Source organism: Brevundimonas sp. GW821-FHT12C05 (genome assembly GCF_058807475.1).
In genome coordinates this window covers 618710-638527 of record NZ_JBXAQS010000001.1, presented here as the reverse complement: position 1 = coordinate 638527, position 19818 = coordinate 618710, and the positions used below count along the sequence as shown (strand labels likewise).

16 protein-coding genes are annotated in these 19818 nt (G+C 68.4%); 10 read left to right on the top strand and 6 right to left on the bottom strand.

Features of this window, described 5'->3' with window-relative positions:
* Nucleotides 1-189 precede the first annotated feature (189 nt).
* The 3 genes from AC1RRF_RS02895 (at nucleotide 190) to AC1RRF_RS02885 (ending at nucleotide 5599) form a co-directional block, all read left to right on the top strand.
* Nucleotides 190-2142 carry a M61 family metallopeptidase gene (locus tag AC1RRF_RS02895; RefSeq protein WP_492834133.1) on the top strand — a complete coding sequence of 651 codons (1953 nt, stop codon included), beginning with the start codon at nucleotides 190-192 and terminating at the stop codon, nucleotides 2140-2142.
* A gap of 17 nt (nucleotides 2143-2159) precedes the next feature.
* On the top strand, nucleotides 2160-4121 hold the full coding sequence (locus AC1RRF_RS02890; protein ID WP_492832636.1) for a M61 family metallopeptidase: 1962 nt from the start codon (nucleotides 2160-2162) through the stop codon (nucleotides 4119-4121).
* Nucleotides 4122-4228: 107 nt separating this feature from the next.
* Nucleotides 4229-5599 (top strand): serine hydrolase, encoded by a 1371-nt coding sequence (locus tag AC1RRF_RS02885; RefSeq protein WP_492832634.1) that lies wholly within the window; start codon nucleotides 4229-4231, stop codon nucleotides 5597-5599.
* 123 nt (nucleotides 5600-5722) lie between these two features.
* Here AC1RRF_RS02885 and rplL read toward each other — a convergent pair whose 3' ends face one another.
* Nucleotides 5723-6106 carry a 50S ribosomal protein L7/L12 gene (gene rplL / locus AC1RRF_RS02880; protein ID WP_291835063.1) on the bottom strand — a complete coding sequence of 128 codons (384 nt, stop codon included), beginning with the start codon at nucleotides 6104-6106 and terminating at the stop codon, nucleotides 5723-5725.
* Nucleotides 6107-6171: 65 nt separating this feature from the next.
* The gene (gene rplJ / locus AC1RRF_RS02875; protein ID WP_183204664.1) at nucleotides 6172-6687 is read right to left on the bottom strand and encodes a 50S ribosomal protein L10; all 516 of its coding nucleotides are present in this window, start codon (nucleotides 6685-6687) and stop codon (nucleotides 6172-6174) included.
* Nucleotides 6688-7085: 398 nt separating this feature from the next.
* Between rplJ and AC1RRF_RS02870 the strand changes: the two genes are divergently transcribed.
* Both AC1RRF_RS02870 and AC1RRF_RS02865 read left to right on the top strand, forming a co-directional pair.
* Complete coding sequence (locus AC1RRF_RS02870) at nucleotides 7086-8969, top strand: FG-GAP repeat domain-containing protein (RefSeq protein WP_492832632.1); 1884 nt, start codon at nucleotides 7086-7088, stop codon at nucleotides 8967-8969.
* Nucleotides 8970-9084: 115 nt separating this feature from the next.
* Nucleotides 9085-10566 carry a sigma-54-dependent transcriptional regulator gene (locus AC1RRF_RS02865; protein WP_492832630.1) on the top strand — a complete coding sequence of 494 codons (1482 nt, stop codon included), beginning with the start codon at nucleotides 9085-9087 and terminating at the stop codon, nucleotides 10564-10566.
* Here AC1RRF_RS02865 and AC1RRF_RS02860 read toward each other — a convergent pair.
* Complete coding sequence (locus AC1RRF_RS02860) at nucleotides 10563-11159, bottom strand: TetR/AcrR family transcriptional regulator (RefSeq protein WP_492832628.1); 597 nt, start codon at nucleotides 11157-11159, stop codon at nucleotides 10563-10565. The genes AC1RRF_RS02865 and AC1RRF_RS02860 overlap by 4 nt on opposite strands.
* Nucleotides 11160-11248: 89 nt before the next feature.
* Between AC1RRF_RS02860 and AC1RRF_RS02855 the strand changes: the two genes are divergently transcribed.
* Together AC1RRF_RS02855 and AC1RRF_RS02850 are read left to right on the top strand one after the other, a co-directional pair.
* Entirely contained in the window at nucleotides 11249-11866 is a 618-nt protein-coding gene (locus AC1RRF_RS02855; protein ID WP_492832626.1) for an NAD(P)H-dependent oxidoreductase, read from the top strand.
* Between the two features lie 216 nt (nucleotides 11867-12082).
* A complete protein-coding gene (locus AC1RRF_RS02850; RefSeq protein ID WP_492832624.1) occupies nucleotides 12083-14875 on the top strand; it encodes a TonB-dependent receptor in 2793 nt (930 codons plus the stop codon).
* Here AC1RRF_RS02850 and AC1RRF_RS02845 read toward each other — a convergent pair.
* The 3 genes from AC1RRF_RS02845 to ykgO form a co-directional block, all read right to left on the bottom strand.
* Complete coding sequence (locus AC1RRF_RS02845; protein WP_492834132.1) at nucleotides 14872-15231, bottom strand: hypothetical protein; 360 nt, start codon at nucleotides 15229-15231, stop codon at nucleotides 14872-14874. The two genes, AC1RRF_RS02850 and AC1RRF_RS02845, sit on opposite strands and share 4 nt — an antisense overlap.
* Before the next feature lie 2 nt (nucleotides 15232-15233).
* On the bottom strand, nucleotides 15234-15509 hold the full coding sequence (gene gapR / locus AC1RRF_RS02840; RefSeq protein WP_291839000.1) for a nucleoid-associated protein GapR: 276 nt from the start codon (nucleotides 15507-15509) through the stop codon (nucleotides 15234-15236).
* 177 nt (nucleotides 15510-15686) lie between these two features.
* On the bottom strand, nucleotides 15687-15812 hold the full coding sequence (gene ykgO / locus AC1RRF_RS02835; protein ID WP_045655953.1) for a type B 50S ribosomal protein L36: 126 nt from the start codon (nucleotides 15810-15812) through the stop codon (nucleotides 15687-15689).
* Nucleotides 15813-16326: 514 nt separating this feature from the next.
* Between ykgO and AC1RRF_RS02830 the strand changes: the two genes are divergently transcribed.
* From AC1RRF_RS02830 to AC1RRF_RS02820, 3 genes are all read left to right on the top strand, one after another.
* Nucleotides 16327-17604: a lytic murein transglycosylase gene (locus tag AC1RRF_RS02830; protein ID WP_492832621.1), complete on the top strand. Its 1278-nt coding sequence runs from the start codon at nucleotides 16327-16329 to the stop codon at nucleotides 17602-17604.
* A gap of 231 nt (nucleotides 17605-17835) precedes the next feature.
* The gene (locus AC1RRF_RS02825; RefSeq protein ID WP_492832619.1) at nucleotides 17836-18696 is read left to right on the top strand and encodes an AAA family ATPase; all 861 of its coding nucleotides are present in this window, start codon (nucleotides 17836-17838) and stop codon (nucleotides 18694-18696) included.
* 213 nt (nucleotides 18697-18909) lie between these two features.
* Complete coding sequence (locus AC1RRF_RS02820) at nucleotides 18910-19782, top strand: methyltransferase type 11 (protein WP_492832617.1); 873 nt, start codon at nucleotides 18910-18912, stop codon at nucleotides 19780-19782.
* The last annotated feature ends 36 nt before the right edge of the window (nucleotides 19783-19818 follow it).

Genomic DNA, 19818 nt, shown 5'->3' with positions numbered 1-19818 from the left:
TTTCTCTCGGTCTCGTGGCTTTGAGCGCCTTGGCTATCACGCGACCTTGGCCGGACAAGTCCATTCCGCCCGAGGCGACGGATTCGGAACATGACGGCGATTTAATGCAGCGGCCGTCCCATCGGGTTGACCACTGTCCCGGCGCGCAGTGATCTGCGCCTCCCTGCCGCTCACGAGTGCCCTGTGATGATGCGTCCGTCCGTCCGCCTGCTCGCCTCCGCCTGCGCCGCGGCCCTGCTGCTGGGCTCCGCGCCCGCCCTGGCCCAGGTCGGCACGCCGGCCCTGCCGGTGGCTCTGGCGCCGATCCCCGCCCCGCGCGACGTCGCCTATCCGGGGGTCATCGGCATCGAGGTGGACGCCACCGACATCGACCGCCGCATCGTCTCCATCAAACAGACCGTGCCGGTGACCGGCCCCGGTCCGCTGATCCTGCTCTATCCGCAGTGGATCCCCGGCAACCACAGCCCGGCCGGCCCGGTCGACGACATCGCCGACCTCAGCATCACCGCCAACGGCCAGCCGCTGCGCTGGGTCCGCAACACGGTCAACACCAACGCCTTCCAGGTCCAGGTCCCGGCCGGCGCATCGGCGGTCGAGGTCACCTTCAAATGGCTGACGCCGATCGAGGGCAATCAGGGCCGGATCGTCATCACCGACGACATGCTCAACATCCAGTGGGAGAAGGCCCTGCTCTATCCGGCGGGCTACTATTCCCGCCAGATCAGCTTCCAGCCGACCCTGCGCCTGCCCGCGGGCTGGCAGTACGGCACCGCGCTGGACACCCGCTCGTTCCAGAACGGGGTCGCCGTCTTCGCCCCCATCACCCTGGATCATTTCGCCGACAGTCCGCTGTTCGCCGGCCGCTACTACCGCCAGATCGACCTGGACCCGAACGGCCGCTCGCCCGTGCGCCTGAACGTGGTCGCCGACACCGCCGAGCAGTTGGCCGCCACCGACGCCCACATCACCCAGCACCGCGAGCTGGTGCGGCAGGCCGACCGCCTGTTCGGCGCCCGGCACTATAATCACTATGACTTCCTGCTGGCCGTCACCGACCGGCTGGGCGGGATCGGGCTGGAGCACCAGCGCTCGTCCGAGAACAGCGTCGACACCAAATACTTCACTGATCCGACCGGGACACTGGCCGACCGCGACCTGTTGGGCCACGAATACACCCACAGCTGGAACGGCAAATGGCGTCGCCCCGCCGACCAGTTGACGCCGACCCTGAACGAGCCGCTGCAGAACTCCCTGCTGTGGGTCTATGAGGGCCAGACCCAGTACTGGGGCCTGATCCTGACCGCGCGGGCGGGCCTCATGACCAAGCAGCAGGCGCTGGACGTCTTCGCCAACACCGCCGCGACCTACGCCGACGGCAATCCGGGGCGCGAATGGCGCGCCATGCAGGACACCACCAACGATCCGATCATCGCCCAGCGCCGGCCCCAGCCCTGGCCGAGCCGCCAGCGCAGCGAGGACTACTATCGCGAAGGCGCGATGATCTGGCTGGACGCCGACACCCTGATCCGCGAACGGACCGAGGGCCGCAAGTCGCTGGACGACTTCGCCCACGCCTTCTTCGGCGTGCAGGACGGAAACTGGGATCCGGCGCCCTATACCTTCACCGACGTGACCTCGACCCTGAATGGGGTGCAGGCCAATGACTGGCCGACCTTCCTGCGGGACCGTCTGGACGCCGTCGGCCCGAACGCCCACGGACCGCTGGCCGGGATCGAGCGCGGCGGCTACCGGCTGGTCTGGCGCGAGACGCCCAATGACTATTCCAAGGCCCTGAACACCGAACTGGGCCGGGTCGATTTCCAGTACTCGCTGGGTCTGTCGCTGAACGCCGCCAACCGGGTCACCGGCGTCCGCTGGGGTTCGCCCGCCTTCGAGGCCGGTCTGACCTCGGGCTGGGAAGTCGTGGCGGTCAACGGCCGCGCCGCCAGCGCCGCCGCCATCGCCGCGGCCATCACCGCCTCCAAGAACAACAGCACGCCCATCCAGATGATGCTGAAGAAGGACGAGCGCTTCCGCACCATCGACTTCGACTACCACGGCGGCCTGCGCTACCCGCACCTGGAGCGGATCGACGGCGCCCCCGACCGGCTGGGCGACATTCTCGCCCCGCGCCGCCGCTAATTCCGAGGACCGACCGCATGCTGAAGCCCGCCGCCCTCGCCCTTCTGCTCGCCTCGACGGCTCTGCCCGCCCTGGCCCAGACGCCCGCCTCTCAGGCGCAGACGCCCCTGCCCGCGCCCACCAGTCTGCCGCACGCCCTGCCGCCGATCCCCGCGCCGCAGGACCGCGACTATCCGGGCGTCATCGGCATCCGCGTCGATCTGACGGACCTGGACCACAAGATCATCCGCACCCGCCAGACCATCCCGGTCGCGGCTGGGCATCTGGTGCTGCAGTATCCGAAATACATTCCCGGCAACCACGCCGACACCGGCCCGATCCAGCTGATTTCCGGCGTCACCGTCACCGGAAACGGACAGCGGATCGAGTGGGTGCGCGATACGGTCGATCCGCACGCCTTCCACCTGGACATCCCGACCGGCGTCTCGACCATCGAGGTCGCGTTCGAGTGGCTGACCCAGCCCGACAACGCCGTCTGGCGCGTGGTCATGACGCCCGAGATCGTCAACCTGCAGTGGGAGAAGGCCCTGCTCTATCCGGCGGGCTACGCCCAGAGCCGGATCACCTTCGCGCCTGCCGTGGTGCTGCCGACGGGCTGGGACTATGGCGTGGCCCTGGATGGCGGTCGCCGTCGAGGCGATGTCGTCGAATTTGATCCCATCTCGCTGGAGCATCTGGCCGACAGCCCGATGTTCGCGGGCAAGCACTATCGCCGCATCGACATCGATCCGGGCGGGCGCTCCCCGGTCCATCTGAACCTGGTCGGCGACACCGCCGCCTCGGTGAACATCACGCCCGAATGGACGGCGAAGTACGAGGCCCTGGTCGACCAGGCCGACCACCTGTTCGGCGCCCGCCACTTCGACCACTACGAATTCCTGTTCGCGATGACCGACAAGCTGGGCGGCATCGGGCTGGAGCATCACCGCTCGTCCGAGAACACGGGCGCGCCCAACTACTTCTCCAGCGCCAACCCCGCCTATGGCGCGCGGGGCCTGCTGCCGCACGAGTTCACCCACAGCTGGAACGGCAAATTCCGCCGCCCCGCCGACGAGTACGTGCCCAACCTCAACGTCCCGACCCAGAACAGCCTCATGTGGGTCTATGAGGGTCAGACCGAATACTGGGGCGATGTCCTGACCCCGCGCTCGGGCCTGGGCACGGTCGAGGAGGCGGTGATCAACCTGGCCGAGATCGCGGGCTTCTATGACCAGCAGCCGGGCCGCCAGTGGCGGGCGCTGCAGGACACCACCAACCACAACCTGTTGGGCTACCGCACGACCAATCCGTGGTCGTCGTGGATGCGCGGCACCGGCGACTATTATCGCGAAGCCTCGCTGATCTGGCTGGACGCCGACACCCTGATCCGCGCCGAGACCAACGACCGCAAGTCGCTGGACGACTTCGCCAAGGCCTTCTTCGGCGTCGAGGACGGCGTCTGGGAAGCGCGGCCCTATACGTTCGAGGACGTGGTCGCGACCCTGAACGCGGTGCATCCGCACGACTGGGCGACCTTCCTGCGCACCCGCCTGGACGCGGTTGGGCCCGACGCCAAGGCGCCGCTGGACGGTCTGGAGCGCGCGGGCTGGCGCCTGACCTGGGTCGACAACCTGACGCCGGTCGAGAAGCAGATGTTCGGCGGCTGGGCCAGCGACTTCCAGTATTCGCTCGGCTTCAACCTGGGGACCGGCAACCGCATCACCGGCGTGCGCTGGGGTTCGCTCGCCTTCACCGAGGGGCTCGGCGCGGGCTGGGACCTGGTGGCCGTCGGTGACCGCACGGCCTCGCCCGCGGCCCTGCGCGCCGCCGTCACCGCGGCGAAGACGAGCGCCGACCCGATCCGGCTGGTGGTCAAGCGCGGCGACGAGTTCCGCACCCTGTCCTTCGACTACCACGGCGGCCTGCGCTATCCGCGTCTGGTCCGCATCCCGGGGACCCGCGACCGGCTGGCCGACATCTTCGCTCCGCGCCGGCGCTGATCGCGGACGGCCGGATTACGGAAACATAATCAGGCGGCGCGCATCCACGCAGGGGGCGGGCCGCCTCTTCCTTCACCGGCGTGACCGTCACGCTTCAAGGGGTTTCCATGTCCAATCGTAAGCTTTCGCCTTCGCGCATCCGCGCCCGCCTGACGTTCGCCGCCCTGGCCGCGCTCATGGTCAGCGCCGGTCCTGTCCTGGCCCAGGACGTCGGCCGCATGGAGCAGATCATCAGCGCGTCCGCCGCCCGCGATGAATTCGCGGGGTCGGTTCTGGTGGCGCGCGGCGGCGAGGTCCTGCTGGACCGGGGCTACGGCATGGCCAATCGCGAATGGGCCATCCCCAATGCCGGAGACACCAAATTCCGCCTCGCCTCGGTCAGCAAGCAGTTCACCGCCGTCGCCGTCATGCTGCTCAGCGAACGTGGACAGCTGGATCTGGACGCGCCCCTGAAGACCTATGTGCCGGACGCCCCGGCGGCATGGGATCGGGTGACCGTCCGTCATCTGCTGACGCACACCTCCGGCATTCCCAACCTCACCGACTTCCCCGACTTCCAGGCCTCCAAGACCCAGGCGGCGACCCTGCCGCAGCTGATCGCGCGCTTCCGCGACCGCCCGCTCGACTTCCAGCCGGGCCAGGGCTGGAACTATTCCAACTCCGGCTACATCCTGCTGACCGCCGTCATCGAACGGGTCAGCGGCAAGCCCTACGCCGCCTTCGTGTCGGAGGCCCTGTTCCAGCCGCTGGGCATGACCGACAGCGGCTACGACAGCCACGCCGCCATCCTCCCCCGCCGCGCCTCGGGCTACACCCCGTCCGCCCAGGGCGTCGTCAACGCCGACTATGTCGACATGAGCGTCCCGCAGGGCGCGGGCGGGCTGTACTCCACGACGCGCGACCTCCTGAAATGGGAACAGGGCCTGTTCGGCGGCCGCATCCTGAACGCGGCCTCTCTCGCCCAGCTGATCACGCCCGTGCGCAATGACTACGCCATGGGCCTGGAGGTGGCGCGCGCCGGCGAGGGCTCGATCGTCAGCCACAACGGCGGCATCGAGGGCTTCAACACCTGGATGGGCCACGACACCGCCGGCGGCATGACCGTCATCGTGCTGGGCAATCTGAACGGACCGGGGCCGGACAAGCTGGGCGCGGACCTGATGACGCTGGCGCGCGGCGGAAGCGTCTCCCTGCCCGGCGAACGCCAGGCCGTCGCCCTCGGGGCCGATGCGATGCAGGCCTATGTGGGCGTCTACGAACTGGCTCCGACCTTCGCCATCACCGTGTCGGTCGTGGACGGCAAGCTCATGGGCGTGGCGACCGGCCAGCCGCCCTTCGAACTGTTCGCGGAAGGCCCGGACGCCTTCTTCGTGCGCGTCGTCGACGCCCGGATCACCTTCACCCGCGACGCGGCGGGCGCGGTCTCCGGCCTGGTCCTGCACCAGAACGGCCGGGACATGCCCGCGCCGAGGAAGTAGCGGCCAACGCCATCAAGTCGCCGAAGGCGGTAGGGCAAAAACAAAACGGGCCGGGGATCGCTCCCCGGCCCGTTCAAGCTTTTCAAGCCACTGCCTCGAGAGGCAGCCGCCAGATCCCCGATCTTACTTGATCTGGACCTTGGCGCCGGCTTCCGTGAGCTTCTTGGCGACTTCGTCGGCGGCTTGCTTCGAGACGTTTTCGACGACGTTCTGCGGAGCGCCTTCGACCAGGTCCTTGGCTTCCTTCAGACCCAGGTCCGAACGCACGCCACGGACTTCCTTGATGACGTTGATCTTCTTGTCGCCGCCGTCGATCAGGACAACGGTGAACTCGGTTTGCTCTTCAGCAGCTTCAGCCGGAGCGGCGGCGCCGCCGCCGACAGCGGCCACGGCGACCGGAGCAGCGGCGCTGACGCCCCACTTTTCTTCCAGCAGCTTGGACAGTTCAGCGGCTTCGAGGACGGTCAGCTTGGACAGGTCTTCGACGATCTTGGTCAGGTCGGTCATAGTCAGTTTCCTTCGGAGGAATTGGGTTCAGAGAGTTTTTGCAGAGATGAAAGAGGCGGTTCCGCTTACGCGGCGTCCTTCGTGGCGTAGGCGTTGAAAACGCGAGCCAGTTGGCCGGCCGGGGCTTGCACGACGCCGGCGATACGGGTCGCAGGCGTGTTGAGCAGGCCGAGGAACGACGCACGGATCTGATCCAGCGACGGCAGTTTGGAGAGAACCTCCACGCCCTTCGCGTCCAGAACCTTGTCACCCATGAAGCCGCCCAGGACGACGAACTTGTCGTTGCCCTTGGCGAATTCGGCGGTGACCTTGGCGGCCGTCACCGCGTCGTCGGCATAGGCGATGCCCACGGGACCCTTGAACAGGCCGTGGTAGTCGCTGCCTTCAGCGGCTTCGAGCGCCTTCAGCGCCAGGCGGTTCTTGACCACCTTGAACGCGCCGCCTTCTTTACGAAGACGGCCACGCAGATCTTCCATATCCGCAACGGTCAGACCCAGGTTGTGGGTCACGACCACGGCGCCCGCGTCGGCGAAAACGCCCTTCAGCGTTTCGATCGACTCGGCTTTTTGTGCGCGGTCCATTGCGGTCTCCAGTCTTGTATTCGCCGCCGGGCTTATTCCCGACGACGGATTGGCCAAAGCGCCGCGCATCGCTGCGAGACGTTCAGGCCGGTCGTATTGTCCGAAGGAAGCTCAAACCCCGTACGCCCGGATACCGGGTGACGGCGGTCGTCTGCATCCCCATCTCCCCACGGCGCCAGAGGGCTCTCTGACAGTTACGGCATGGGTGACCCCCACGCCCCGAAGTTCTCGGACAGGACCGCCGCGTCCCGAAGGCAGCGACGGAGAAGGCGCGCTCTATACACGCAATCCCCGCAAACTCAAGCCCGGACGTCCCTGTACGGCGTCTGCACGGGAAATCCTCAAGACAGCGACGGGAATCCGGCGCAGGTTCGCTCTCATAAAGGGAGGGGACCCCCATGACCGACGCCGTCGAGGCCACCGGCCGCAACAATCTGGGCCATGCGGGTACGCCCGCGCTGGCCGGATTCCGGCTGGTCATCGGCCTGCTGCAGGGCGCGGCCCTGTGGTGGCTGTACCAGTCGGCCCAGGCGCTGACGATGCGAGGGTCGGCCGAAGCCTTGCTTGCGGCCCATGGCTCGCCTGCCGCCGAAGTGGCGCGCGCGAGTTGGCCCGCCACCGTCCCGGAACTGTTCGGGCCGCTGGCGCTGATCTTCTCCATGGTCCCGGTCCTGATGCTGGCCGGCGTGGGCCGCATGCGCTGGAGGACCCTGCTGCTGTGGGCGCTCGGCGCCACGGCCTTCCTCGCCTTGCTGGGCTGGCACAATGTGGTGTCCCAGGCGACCTCGCCGGGCTACGGCCCGCGCGAATATCCCCCCTTCCTGAACATGCCCATGCCGCTGTTCGCGGCGGCCGCCCTGTTCATCGGCCACCATCTGATCCTGGCCGCCGATATGGAGCGGAAGTGGATCGCGGCCTTCCCCACCTATTTCGACACGGCATGGAAGGCCGGGGTGCAACTGGCCCTGTCGATCGGCTTCACCGTCGCCTTCTGGATCCTGCTGCACCTCGGCGCGGCCCTGTTCAACGTGATCGGCCTCCGGTTCCTCGAGGACCTGCTGGGGCGGGACTGGTTCGCCATCCCGGTCACCACCCTGATGTTCGCCGTCGCGGTGCATCTGACGGACGTGCGCGACGGCCTGATCCGGGGCGTGCGCAGCGTGGCCCTGATGCTGCTGTCCTGGCTGCTGCTGCTCATGACGGTGCTGGCCGCGGGCTTCCTCGGCGCCCTGCCCTTCACCGGCCTGGACGGTCTGTGGGAGACCGGCAGCGCCACCGCCCTGGTCCTCGCGGCCGCCGCGGCCCTGATCATCCTCATCAACACCGCCTATCAGGACGGCCGCGCCGACAATCTGCCGCCGCTGATCCTGCGCTGGGCCGTGCGGGTGGCCGCCGTCCTGCTGACCCCGTTGGTCATCCTCGCCTTCTGGGGTCTGGCCCTGCGCATCGGCCAGTACGGCCTGACCCCGGAGCGGGTCATCGCCCTGGCCTGCGCCGTCGTCGGCGCCGCCTACGCCCTGGGCTACGGCTTCGCCGCCCTTCAGCCCTTCTGGCGCAAGGGCGCGGACTGGATGCAGCCCCTGGAACGGACAAACGTCATCACAGCCGTGCTGGAGATCGCGGTCATCCTGGCCCTGTTCAGCCCCATCGCCGACCCGGCCCGCCTCTCGGTCGCCGATCAGGTCGCCCGGCTGGAGCGCGGCGCGGTCAAGCCGGACCAGTTCGACTTCCGCTTCCTGCGTTTCGAAAGCGGCAAGGCGGGCGAGGCGGCGCTCGCCCGACTGACCCGATCGACCGACGCCGCCGTCGCGGACCGCGCGAAACGGTTCGCCGCCCTCAAGGATCGCTCGGAAGCCCAAGGCGAAAGCTCTCCCGTCCCTATCCAGGTGTTCGAGGCCGTCGGCGCCCCCCTGCCGCAAGACTTCACCGGCGAGGCCCTGTCGGGCTTTGACCAGCACATCTGTTTCAAGAACGGTGATTGCGTCGCTCGGGCCCTCGATCTGGACGGCGACGGCGTGATGGAGGTGCTGGTGGCGACGGACTTCGACACCAGCCTCTGGGCGCGTAACGCGGAAGGCCGCTGGACGCCCCAGGGCAGCTACCAGCACCTGAACTGCAGCGGCGGCCCCCGCCCCGATCCGCGCGAGTGGCTGCGTCGCGACGCGGTGCGGGTGGGCCAGCCGCGCTGGCCCGCGCTCGCCTTCGACGACGATCCGCCGACCGCGGCGAAACTGGACCGCGACGTGCAGTGCGGAAAGCCGGAGGCCACGCCCCCCCGTTAACCCCCCGCTCACCCTGCCCGACCACCCGATCTTCACCTTGTGAGGCCTAAAACGTCCCGGAATGAGCCAGCTCCACCATTGAGAGCCGGCCGGACGTGATGGAACAGGGGCCCGCATGGCGAAGACCGTACTTGTCGTCGACGACGATCCGACCCAGCGCCGTCTGGCGCAGGCGGTGCTCGAGCGCGAGGGTTACGTCGTCGTCCATGCCGAGAGCGGCGGCGAAGCCATCGACCGCCTGACCAAGGGCGGCGGCGCGGACGTGGTCCTGCTGGACATGGTCATGCCGGGCATGAGCGGCATGGAGGCCCTGGCCGAGATCCGCACCGCGGGCGTCAGCACCCCCGTCATCGTCCTGACCGCCAACGGCGGCGTCGACGCCGTGGTCAAGGCCATGCAGGCCGGGGCCCAGGACTTCTTCGTCAAGCCTGTGTCGGCCGAACGCCTGCTGGTCGGCGTCCGCAACGCCCTGCAACTGACCCAGCTGACGGCTGAGGTCGGTCGCCTGAAGAAGCATCACGGCGGCCGCACCTCTTTCGACGACCTGGTGGGTCAGAGCGCGCCCATGCGCATGGTCAAGTCGCTGGGGGCCCGCGCCGCCAAGTCCGGCATTCCGGTGCTCATCACCGGCGAAAGCGGCGTCGGCAAGGAAGTCATCGCCCGCGCCCTGCACGGCGCCTCGGACCGCTCCGGCAAGCCCTTCGTGGCCGTCAACTGCGGCGCCCTGCCCGTCAATCTCGTGGAATCGATCCTGTTCGGCCACGAGAAGGGCAGCTTCACCGGCGCCACCGACAAGCATCTGGGCAAGTTCGCCGAGGCCTCGGGCGGCACCCTGTTCCTGGACGAGATCGGCGAACTGCCGCTGGACATGCAGGTCAAGCTGCTGCGCGCCCTGCAGGAAGGCGAGATCGACCCCGTCGGCTCCAAGCGCTCGGTCAAGGTCGACGTCCGCATCGCCTCGGCCACCAATCGCGACCTGGCCGAACAGGTGCGCGAAGGCCGCTTCCGCGAGGACCTGTTCTACCGCCTGAACGTCTTTCCCATCGAGGCCCCGGCCCTGCGCGAGCGGCGCGAGGACATCCCGGCCCTGGTCGACCACTTCATCGCCCGCTTCAACATCGAGGAAGGCAAGCGGGTCGCCGGCCTGTCGGGCGAGACCCTGGCCCTGCTGACCGCCTTCGACTGGCCCGGCAACGTCCGCCAGCTGGAGAACGCCGTCTATCGCGCCATCGTCCTGGCCGACGCGCCCTTCCTGCAGCCGCACGACTTCCCGGCCATCTCCGGCCTCTCCTCCCCCCCCATGGGGGAGGTGGATCACCACGACAGCGGCGAGACGGAGGGGGCGTCTGCGGACGCTCAGTCCCACTTCTCCGACATCGACCTGCCACCCCTGCCCGACACTCCGATCCGCATCCTGGACGACCGCGGCCACCTGCGGACGCTGGAGGAGATCGAGCGCGACCTGATCCAGCACGCCATCGAGGTCTATGCTGGCCACATGTCCGAGATCGCCCGCCGCCTCGGCATCGGCCGCTCGACCCTCTATCGCAAGGTGCGGGAACAGGGCCTCGAAGGCGCGCTCAAGGACGCCGGCTAGGCCCCTTCGACCATCGCGATGATGGCCCGCGCGAGTGCGTCGCGGGCCTCGACCGGCGGCAGCCCGCCGGTCGCCGCGGCGCGGGACAGCCCCTCCGCCGCGCCCAGCATGCCCCACAGGCCTGAAGCCCGGATGTCCCCGGCTGCCGCAAACGGAGCCAGGGCGATCCGGCATTTCTCCATCCAGCCCGCCTCGTACTCGCGCTTGACCTTCTCCAGTTCGGACGAGGCGGCCAGCGCCGCGCTGACGCCCGGTATCTCGCTGCCCTGTTGCAGGACGCAGTCGATATAGGTTTCGGCGATCACCGCGGCCTTGGCCGTCAGGGTGGGTTCGCTTGCGTCCAGGGCGGCGTCCATCGACCGGTTCTGGCGCGCGTCATATTCCCGATAGAGCGCGATCAGCAGTCCGTTGCGGGTCTCGAAATGATCGTAGACCAGCGGCTTGGTGACCCCCGCCTGTTCCGCCAGCCGGCCCAGCGACAGGGCGTCGGCGCCCTCGTCGCGCACCAGCCGCCAGGCCACCTCCAGCAGCTGCCGCCGACGCGCGTCCCGCGCCAGCCGCGTCCGCGCGGGTGGTCCCCCGTCCGTTGACACCGGGCTTGAGCTCATCATATGTACCAATAGTAACTTACTTATAGTATATAGCTTGAAGCCGCCCGCTCAAGCCCTGGCAGGAGTTCAAGATGCACGCGCTCGTGGTCGTCGCCCATCCCGATCCCTCGTCGCTCACCCAGGGCCTCGCCGCGGCTCTGGGTGAGGCGGTCATGCGCTCGGGCCACACGTTCGAGATCGCCGATCTGGCGAAGGAAGGCTTCGACCCTCGGTTCACCCTCGCGGATCGCGCCGTCCACCATCGCACGGGTCCCGCGCCGGCCGACGTCGCCGCCGAACAGGCGCGCATCGAACGCGCCGACGCCCTGGTCCTGGTCTATCCCGTCTTCTGGTGGTCCATGCCGGCCCTGCTGAAGGGCTGGATCGATCGCGTCTTCTCGAACGGCTGGGCCTTCGAGGACGGGCCGGGCGGCGTCGGCCTGGTCAAGAAACTCCGCCATCTGCATGTCCATCTCGTCGCCGTCGCCGGCGCGGATCAGCCCGTCTACAGCCGGCACGGATACCTGGACGCCATGAAGACCCAGATCGACCACGGCGTGTTCGACTACTGCGGCGCCGTCGTCTCGACCTCGCGGCTCCTGTTCGATGCGGAGGTCGGGGATTCGCGCGCGCATCTGGAGACCGCTCGCGAGGTCGGTCGCACGCTGTTCGCGTCCGGTCCGCTCCGGGAATCGACCGAAGCGGCCTGAAGATTCGCCGCGTTCGCACCGGGCATAATGGCCACACCCGATGTGCGGTCTTGCAGTCTGACAGAAAGTTCACTGGCCCGGTCCGCCGGCCCCGTCAAAGACGGGAGGTCGCGTGCGCACGCGGGCCGCAGCCAATGGTTTCAACGCTGAAATGCGACGGAAACACGGGTACGGAACGTTTGCTGCTCAGTTCCATCTCCCCCCGAGGCCCCCCGAATGCTGCTTGTGACCACCGCGCTGACCGGCCTGATGTCCGGCGTGATCCAGACCGCGCCGATCCCGCCGCAACAGCCGCCGCAGCAGCCCCAGACCCCGGCCACCAGCACCTCGGCCCCGGCGGCCACAGCCGTCGACGACGACGCCTTCGACCTGGGCACCGTCTCGGTCGTCGGCGCGCGCCCGCGCGGCAGCGTCGACACCGACATCCCCGCCGACGTCACCCTTTCGGCCGAACAGATCCAGGCCTACGGCGCCTCGAACATCGCCGAACTGATGACCTATCTGGAGCCGCTGACCCGCAGCTCCAGCGGCCGCACCGACCTGCAGCCGGTGTTCCTGGTCAACGGCCGTCGCATCTCGGGCTTCCAGGAAATCCAGGGCATCCCGACCGAGGCCATCGAGCGCACGGAGATCCTGCCCGAACAGGTCGCCCTGCAGTTCGGCTATCGCGCCGAGCAGCGGGTGGTGAACTTCGTCCTCAAGGCCAATTTCAACTCCATCACCGGCGAGCTGACCGGCCGGGGCCCGACCCAGGGCGGCCGCACTACGACCGAGATCGAGGGCAATGTCCTGCGCATCAGCGGCTCGAACCGCTGGTCGATGGACGCCGAATACGAACGCTCCACCCCGCTGTTCGAATCCGAGCGGGACATCACCCGCCAGGCGGGCTCCACGCCCTATGACCTGATCGGCAACGTCACCAGCCCCGGCTATTCGCCCGGCTGTCTGACGGCCAACCCGGCCACCTGCGCCGTGATCGATCCGGCGCTGGGCGCGATCACGCCGGTTCCGGGTTCGACCACCACCCCGACCCTCGCGGACTTCATCGCCGCCGCCGGCGGCGGCGCGCGCACCGGCGACCTGGGCGCCTATCGCACCCTGCTGTCGGAAAGCGAACGCACCACCGTTCGCGGCACGATGAAGCGCGACCTCAACAGCACCACCCAGGCCACCGTCAGCGGCAGCATCGACGACAACTCCAGCCGCAGCTTCAACGGCCTGCCGGGCGTCAGCCTGAGCCTCCCGGACAGCAACAACTACTCGCCGTTCGCGGGCCCCGTGCAGGTCTTCCGCTATCTCGACGACGCGGCCTCCCTGCGCCGCGAGACGGATTCGCTGAACGCCAAGCTGGGCGTGGTCGTCGATGGCTTCCTCGGCGAGGACTGGCGCTGGACCCTGACCGGCAACTACGAGCGCACCGAAACCGACACCATCACCGGCCGGGGCTATGGCGCCGCGTGGTTCCAGAACCGCCTGAACGCCAACGACCCCACGGCCAATCCGTTCGCCGCGCTGACCCCGACCGATTTCACCCGCATACCCAACGACACCGCCAACTCGGTCTCGCAGCTGCTCAGCGCCGAGGTCGTGCTGAACGGCGACATCTATGACCTGCCCGCCGGCAGCATCTCCTCGACCTTCAAATTCGGCGCCGACACCCGTTCGCTGGATTCGACCAGCACCCGGGCGGACAACGCCGGCCTGCTGGTGACCACCGACCGCTCCCAGTCGCGCGACCGCGTCAACGGCCAGGGCACCTTCAACTTCCCGATCGCCAGCCGCCGTCAGGAGGTTCTCCCCTTCCTCGGCGACCTCTCGGTCAACGCCACCGTCGGCTATGAGGAGCTGTCCGACTTCGGCGGCCTGCCCAGCTACAACATCGGCGTGAACTGGTCGCCGATCGCGCCGCTGAGCTTCCTCGTCAGCTATGCCGACGAGCAGGGCGCGCCCAGCATCAGCCAGCTGAACGATCCGGCCGTCTCCACGCCCAACGTCCCGGTGTTCGACTTCGCCACCAACCGGACCGTGCTGGTCACCCAGACCACCGGCGGCAATCCGAACCTGGACGCCGACAACCGCAAGGTCATCCGCGTCGGCGGCACCTGGCGGCCGATGACCAGCCAGGACCTCTCGTTCCAGACGACCTGGACCGTGAGCCGGACCGACGACTATCTCGCCGCCTTCCCGACCATCACCCCGGACCTCGAGGCCGCCCTGCCGGGCCGCTTCACCCGCGTCAACGGCGTGCTGACGGCGATCGATTCCCGCCCGCTGAACTTCTCCAAATACGAGCGTCAGGACATCCGCACCGGCATCAACTATTCGCGCGCCTTCGGGACGCCGAACCCGGTCGCCGCGAACCAGTCGCCCCTGCCCGGCATGCCCGGCGGCATGCGTCCGCCCGGCGGCGGCGGCATGCAGATCCGCATGGAAGGCCCCGGCGGTGGCGGCGGCGGTGGTGGTGGCGGGATGCAGGTGCGCATGGGCGGCGGCGGCGGCGGTCGCGGCGGCCCGCCGATGCAGCCCGGCCAGGGCCGCTTCAACATCTCGCTGTACCACACCATCCGCCTGCAGGATGAGATCACCATCGCCGACGGCCTGCCGGTCATCGACTTGCTGGACGGCGGCGCCACCTCGTCCCGCGGCGGCAGCCCGCGCAACGAGCTGCAGCTGGTCACCGGCGTGTTCCGCAACGGCTTCGGCGGCTTCATGTTCGCCAACTGGCGCGAGGGCACCCGTGTCGACGGCGGCACGGGTCCGGACCTGAATTTCGCCGACCAGACCACGGTCAACCTGAACGTCTTCATGGATCTGAACCAGCGCGCCGGCTGGGTCGCGAAATACCCGATCCTGAAGGGGACGCGGATCCAGTTCGGCATCCAGAACCTGTTCGACACCCGCCCGGAGGCCTCCGTGGCGTCCGGTGACGTGCCGACCAACTACCAGCCCGACTACCTCGACCCGCAGGGCCGGGTGGTCAGCCTGACCCTGCGCAAGATCCTGTTCTAGTCCTCGGCCTTGGGGGGCGGAGCCTTCCGCCCCCATCGCCGCTTCGGTTCCTCGCCGTTGGCCTTGGCGGTGATTTCCTTGAGCTTGCGGCCCTGCATGGACGACAGGGCCTGCCCCGGCGCGCCCAGTTCGGGGTCGCCGAACGCGCGGCCGTGGGTCTTCACCCGCTCCGAGACCGAGTCCAGGAACTCGCCCTCCCATTCGGACAGCGAAACGCCCGCCTTCTCTGCCGAGCGGCGGGCGCGCTTCAATGCGTTGAGGGCCGCGCGCTGGGCGGCCTTTCGTTCGGCCTCGAACGGGCTGGCGGGCGGTTTCTTCGAACCGCCCTTGCCGCCGCCGAACCCTGTCCGCTTCAGGCTCAGATTTCGCCCAGGGCCGACAGGTACAGGTCGAGGATCGCTTCCTCTTCCTGACGCTTGGCCTTGTCCTGCTTGCGGATGCGGATGACCTTGCGCAGCACCTTGACGTCGTAGCCCTCGCCCTTGGCCTCGGCGAAGACCTCCTTCATGTCGGTCATGACGGCCTGCTTGTCCTCTTCGAGGCGCTCCAGGCGCTCGATGATGGAGCGCAGGCGGCCCTGGGCCGTGGCGGTCAGGACGTCGGGCGACGAATCGAAGGCGGCGTCATCGGCCATGGGGGGAACTCCGGAAGAAGGGAACTGGCCTCGCCTCGCCCAAGGGCGGCGGGGACGATGTTGGTCTGGACGCTAACCACGTCGTTTCGCCCGGCTCAACACCAGACGCGAAAAAGGCTGCGGACAAGATCCGCAGCCCTGTTCATACCCGACCGCGCCGCAAAGGCGCGGGCGCGCTCAGCCTTGCTTGGCTTTGAAGCGCGGGTCGGTCTTGTTGATCACATAGACCTTGCCCTTGCGGCGCACGACCTTGCAGTCGCGGTGGCGGGTCTTCAGCGACTTGAGCGAGCTACGGACCTTCATGGTCGTCGTCCTAGGCAAATCAAAACAGAAAAGCCGCGGGCGGACCTGCGGCGGAGCGGTGCGTATAGAGAGGACTCGCCGGATCGTCAACGGGGATATGGAGCACGGCGTCTCCTCCCCATTGCTCCGCAACGGGGAGGAGACGTCAAGGAGACGCCAATCCAGGGTGGGGCTTATTGTGAACTTCGCGCTCAAGCAGCGAGCCGCCGCGCGGCGAGCGATAGCGCCCTTCAAAGAAACCAGGGCGAAGCCCTGGAGGCCTGGCCTCCGAGTTGAACGGAGGGTCTGCGGAGTTGCACCTCCGCCGCGTAGCCCCTCCGCCACCAGGCCGTATCAGAGGACAGCGTTCTCCCTACCCCCGACACGCTCACCATTCCAAAAAGAAAGAGGGTTAATGACGCCGCCGGGCGAACCACACGGCAACGCTTTCGCCATCCGGGCGCTTTATGGCGAGAATGGCGACTCGCGCACTTGTTATGAGGCCGCCGCCCGAGGGGACACTAGACTCACCATCATGCGTATCAGCCTTCGCCTTCTCCTGCTCGGAACCGTCGCCGCCTGCGCCCCCATGCTGCCGGAACCGCCGACCGTCCTGCCGACGCCCGCGCCGGCTCCGGAACGGCCCTCCCCCGCCCCCGCCCAGCCCTCGACGCCCGCGCCGACGCCCGTCGTCGATCAGGCCGGGTTCGACGGCTGGAAGCAGGGCTTCCTCGCCCGCCACGGCGGCGTGCGCCGCGCCCAGTACGAGCGCGAACTGGCCGGCCTGACGCCCGATCCGTCCGTGATCCGCCTGGACCGCAACCAGCCCGAGTTCAGCCGCCCCGCCGGCGCCTATGTCCAGAACGCCGTCACCGCCACCCGCATCGCCCAGGCGCGCCAGCGCACCGACCGGGTGCCGTGGGCCGTGGTCCAGCGCTTCGGCGTCCCGTCCGAGATCCTCGTCGGCATCTGGGCCCAGGAGTCCGCCTTCGGTCAGGTGCAGGGCGACTATGACGTCATCCGTTCGCTGGCGACCCTGGCCTATGACGGCCGCCGCCGCGACTGGGCCGAGGGCCAGCTGAAGAACGCGCTCGACATCGTCGTCGACGGCAGGCGCGCCCGCGCGGGCCTCAAGGGCAGCTGGGCCGGAGCCATGGGCCAGACCCAGTTCATGCCGGACAACTACCTCAGCCTCGGCGTCGATCAGGATCAGGACGGCATCGTCGACATCTGGGGCGACGACGCCGACGCCCTGGCCTCGGCCGCCAACCTGCTGGCCCAGGGCGGCTGGAAGCGCGGCCAGACCTGGGGCTATGAGGTCACCCTGCCCGCCGGCTTCGACTATGCCGAGGCCGAGGGTCCGCGCCACAGCTGGCGGCAATGGGCGGCCAAGGGCGTCACCTTGTCCGGCGGCGGTCAGCCCAATGAGGCGGAGGCGCTGGAAGAGGCGGCCATCCTGCTGCCGCAGGGCGCGCGCGGCCCGGCCTTCCTGGCCCTGCCCAACCACTATGTCATCCGCCGCTACAACAACTCGGTCAGCTATGCCCTCGCCATCGGCCTCACCGCCGACGGCATCCAGGGCAAGCCGGGGCTGGTGAAGACCTGGCCGACCGACGCGCCCCTGTCGCGTGAGCAGCGGATCGGCGCCCAGCGGGCCCTGACGGCGCTGGGCTTCGACACCCAGGGCGTCGACGGCGTCGTCGGCGCCAACACCCGCGCCGCCCTGCGCCGCTGGCAGATCGCCAACAACCGCCTCGCCGACGGCTATCTGACCGCCGACCTAGCCGATGAGCTGATCCGCAGGGGCGGCTAGCCGCCGCGAATCTTTCGCGACTAATCCATTGATCGCGCTCGACAACACCTTGTCGATCCGCGTCCGCGCCGGACCGGGTTAAACTAGGGCCCCCGGCGCCTCGCCGCGGATATCGTATTTGACGTTCCGGCCGACTTTGAAACACGCCGCCCAGGCCGGAACCCAACACATGATCGTTGTTTACCCGCCCGGCCTTCGCTAGGCGTTTTCAAACGCTACGCAGGAGCCGCCATGTCCCGGTTTGAAGGCACGTCGAACTATATCGCGACCGACGACCTCAAGATCGCGGTCAACGCCGCCGTCGCCCTGGAGCGTCCCCTGCTGATCAAGGGCGAACCGGGCACCGGCAAGACCGTGCTGGCCTATGAGATGGCCCGCGCCCTGAACGCGCCTCTGATCACCTGGCACATCAAGTCCACGACCAAGGCCCACAACGGCCTGTACGAATACGACGCCGTCAGCCGCCTGCGGGACAGCCAGCTGGGCGAGGAACGCGTCCACGACGTCCGCAACTATCTGAAGAAGGGCAAGTTGTGGGAGGCCTTCACCTCCCCCGTCCGCCCCGTCCTGCTGATCGACGAGATCGACAAGGCCGACATCGAGTTCCCCAACGACCTGCTCCAGGAACTCGACCGGATGGAGTTCTACGTCCAGGAAATCGACGAGACGATCCGCGCCGAAATCCGCCCGGTCGTGGTCATCACCTCCAACAACGAGAAGGAGTTGCCGGACGCCTTCCTGCGCCGCTGCTTCTTCCACTACATCCGCTTCCCCGACGCCGAGACGATGAAGGACATCGTCGAGGTCCACTTCCCCGGCATCAAGGGCCGGCTGGTGTCCGAGGCGCTCAAGACCTTCTACGAGATCCGCGACACGCCGGGCCTGAAGAAGAAGCCGTCCACCTCCGAACTGCTGGACTGGCTCAAGCTGCTGCTGGTCGAGGACATCGACGCCGAGACCCTGCGCGAGAAGACGCCCAACAAGCTGATCCCGCCGCTGCACGGCGCCCTGCTGAAGAACGAGCAGGACGTGCACCTGTTCGAACGCCTGGCCTTCCTGAACCGCCGCGAGGGCGGTCGTCCCGGCGCCTGACGACAAGGGTGACGCGGCGCGCAAATAGAGGCAGTCTGATCGGCGATGGGTCCGGGGGGACACAATGATCAGCTCAAGGGATGCGAGGCCGCATCACGCCCTTGCGGGCGATCCGCCACACCGGCGGACAGGTTTCGTCACGCCGGTTACCGCGATTTCACTGGATTCAGCCCCCGCGACGCGCAGGATGTCAGTGACTTGAGGATCAGGATCATGCCGCTCCGCCCCTTCCTTCTACCCACCGTCTGCGCCCTTGCCGCGCTGACCGCCGCCTGCGACGGCGAGCGCTCGGTGCACATCTCGTCGACCACCACCCAGGACAATGACGCCAAGGGCGTACTGAAGGTCGTGGAGACCCTGCAATGCCCGCAGACGATGGGTTCGCTGACCCGCAAGGGGTCCGCGTCCAACGAGGGAACCGTCTGCACCTACGTCGGACCCAAGGGCGCTGAAGTGACGCTGCAACTGGTTGCGCTCGGCGACCGCACCCCGCCGCAGGTGCTCAAGACCTTCGAGGAACGCCTGTCGTCCGACATGCCCCAGGCCGTGGCCGGACTGCGGGCCGGCGCCCAGGCCGACGCCGCCCGCGCCCAGGCCGACGCGGCTCGGGGCCAGGCTGACGCCGCGCGCGCCCAGGCCGAGATCGCCCGCGCACAGGCCCGCTCCGACGCCGCCTCCGCCAACGTGAACGTGGATGGCGACGACGCCGACATCCGCCTGCCGGGCATGCACATCGAGACCAAGGGCGATCAGGCCTCCGTCCGCATCGGCGGCATCCACATCGACGCCAACGACGACTCGGGCACGGTCGATGTCAAAGGCGGCGACAACGGGGACAGCGTCAGCATCCGCGCCCAGGACGACAGCGCCGAGGTCCGCGCCATGGCCGCGGGCGACGCCACCCGCGCCAGCTGGATCCTGACCGACAACCGGCCCTCCGCCGCGGGCTGGCGTCTGGTCGGCTACGAAGCGCGCGGCCCCGTCGGCGGCCCGCTGGTCGTGGCCACCGTCCGGTCCCGCGATCGCAACCGCGGCCGGGTGTTCGAGGACGCCAAGGACTTGGTGGCGCTCAACGCCGGGGAATAGACCCCTGACCGAAATCCGGGGCGCCGATTTCGCTCC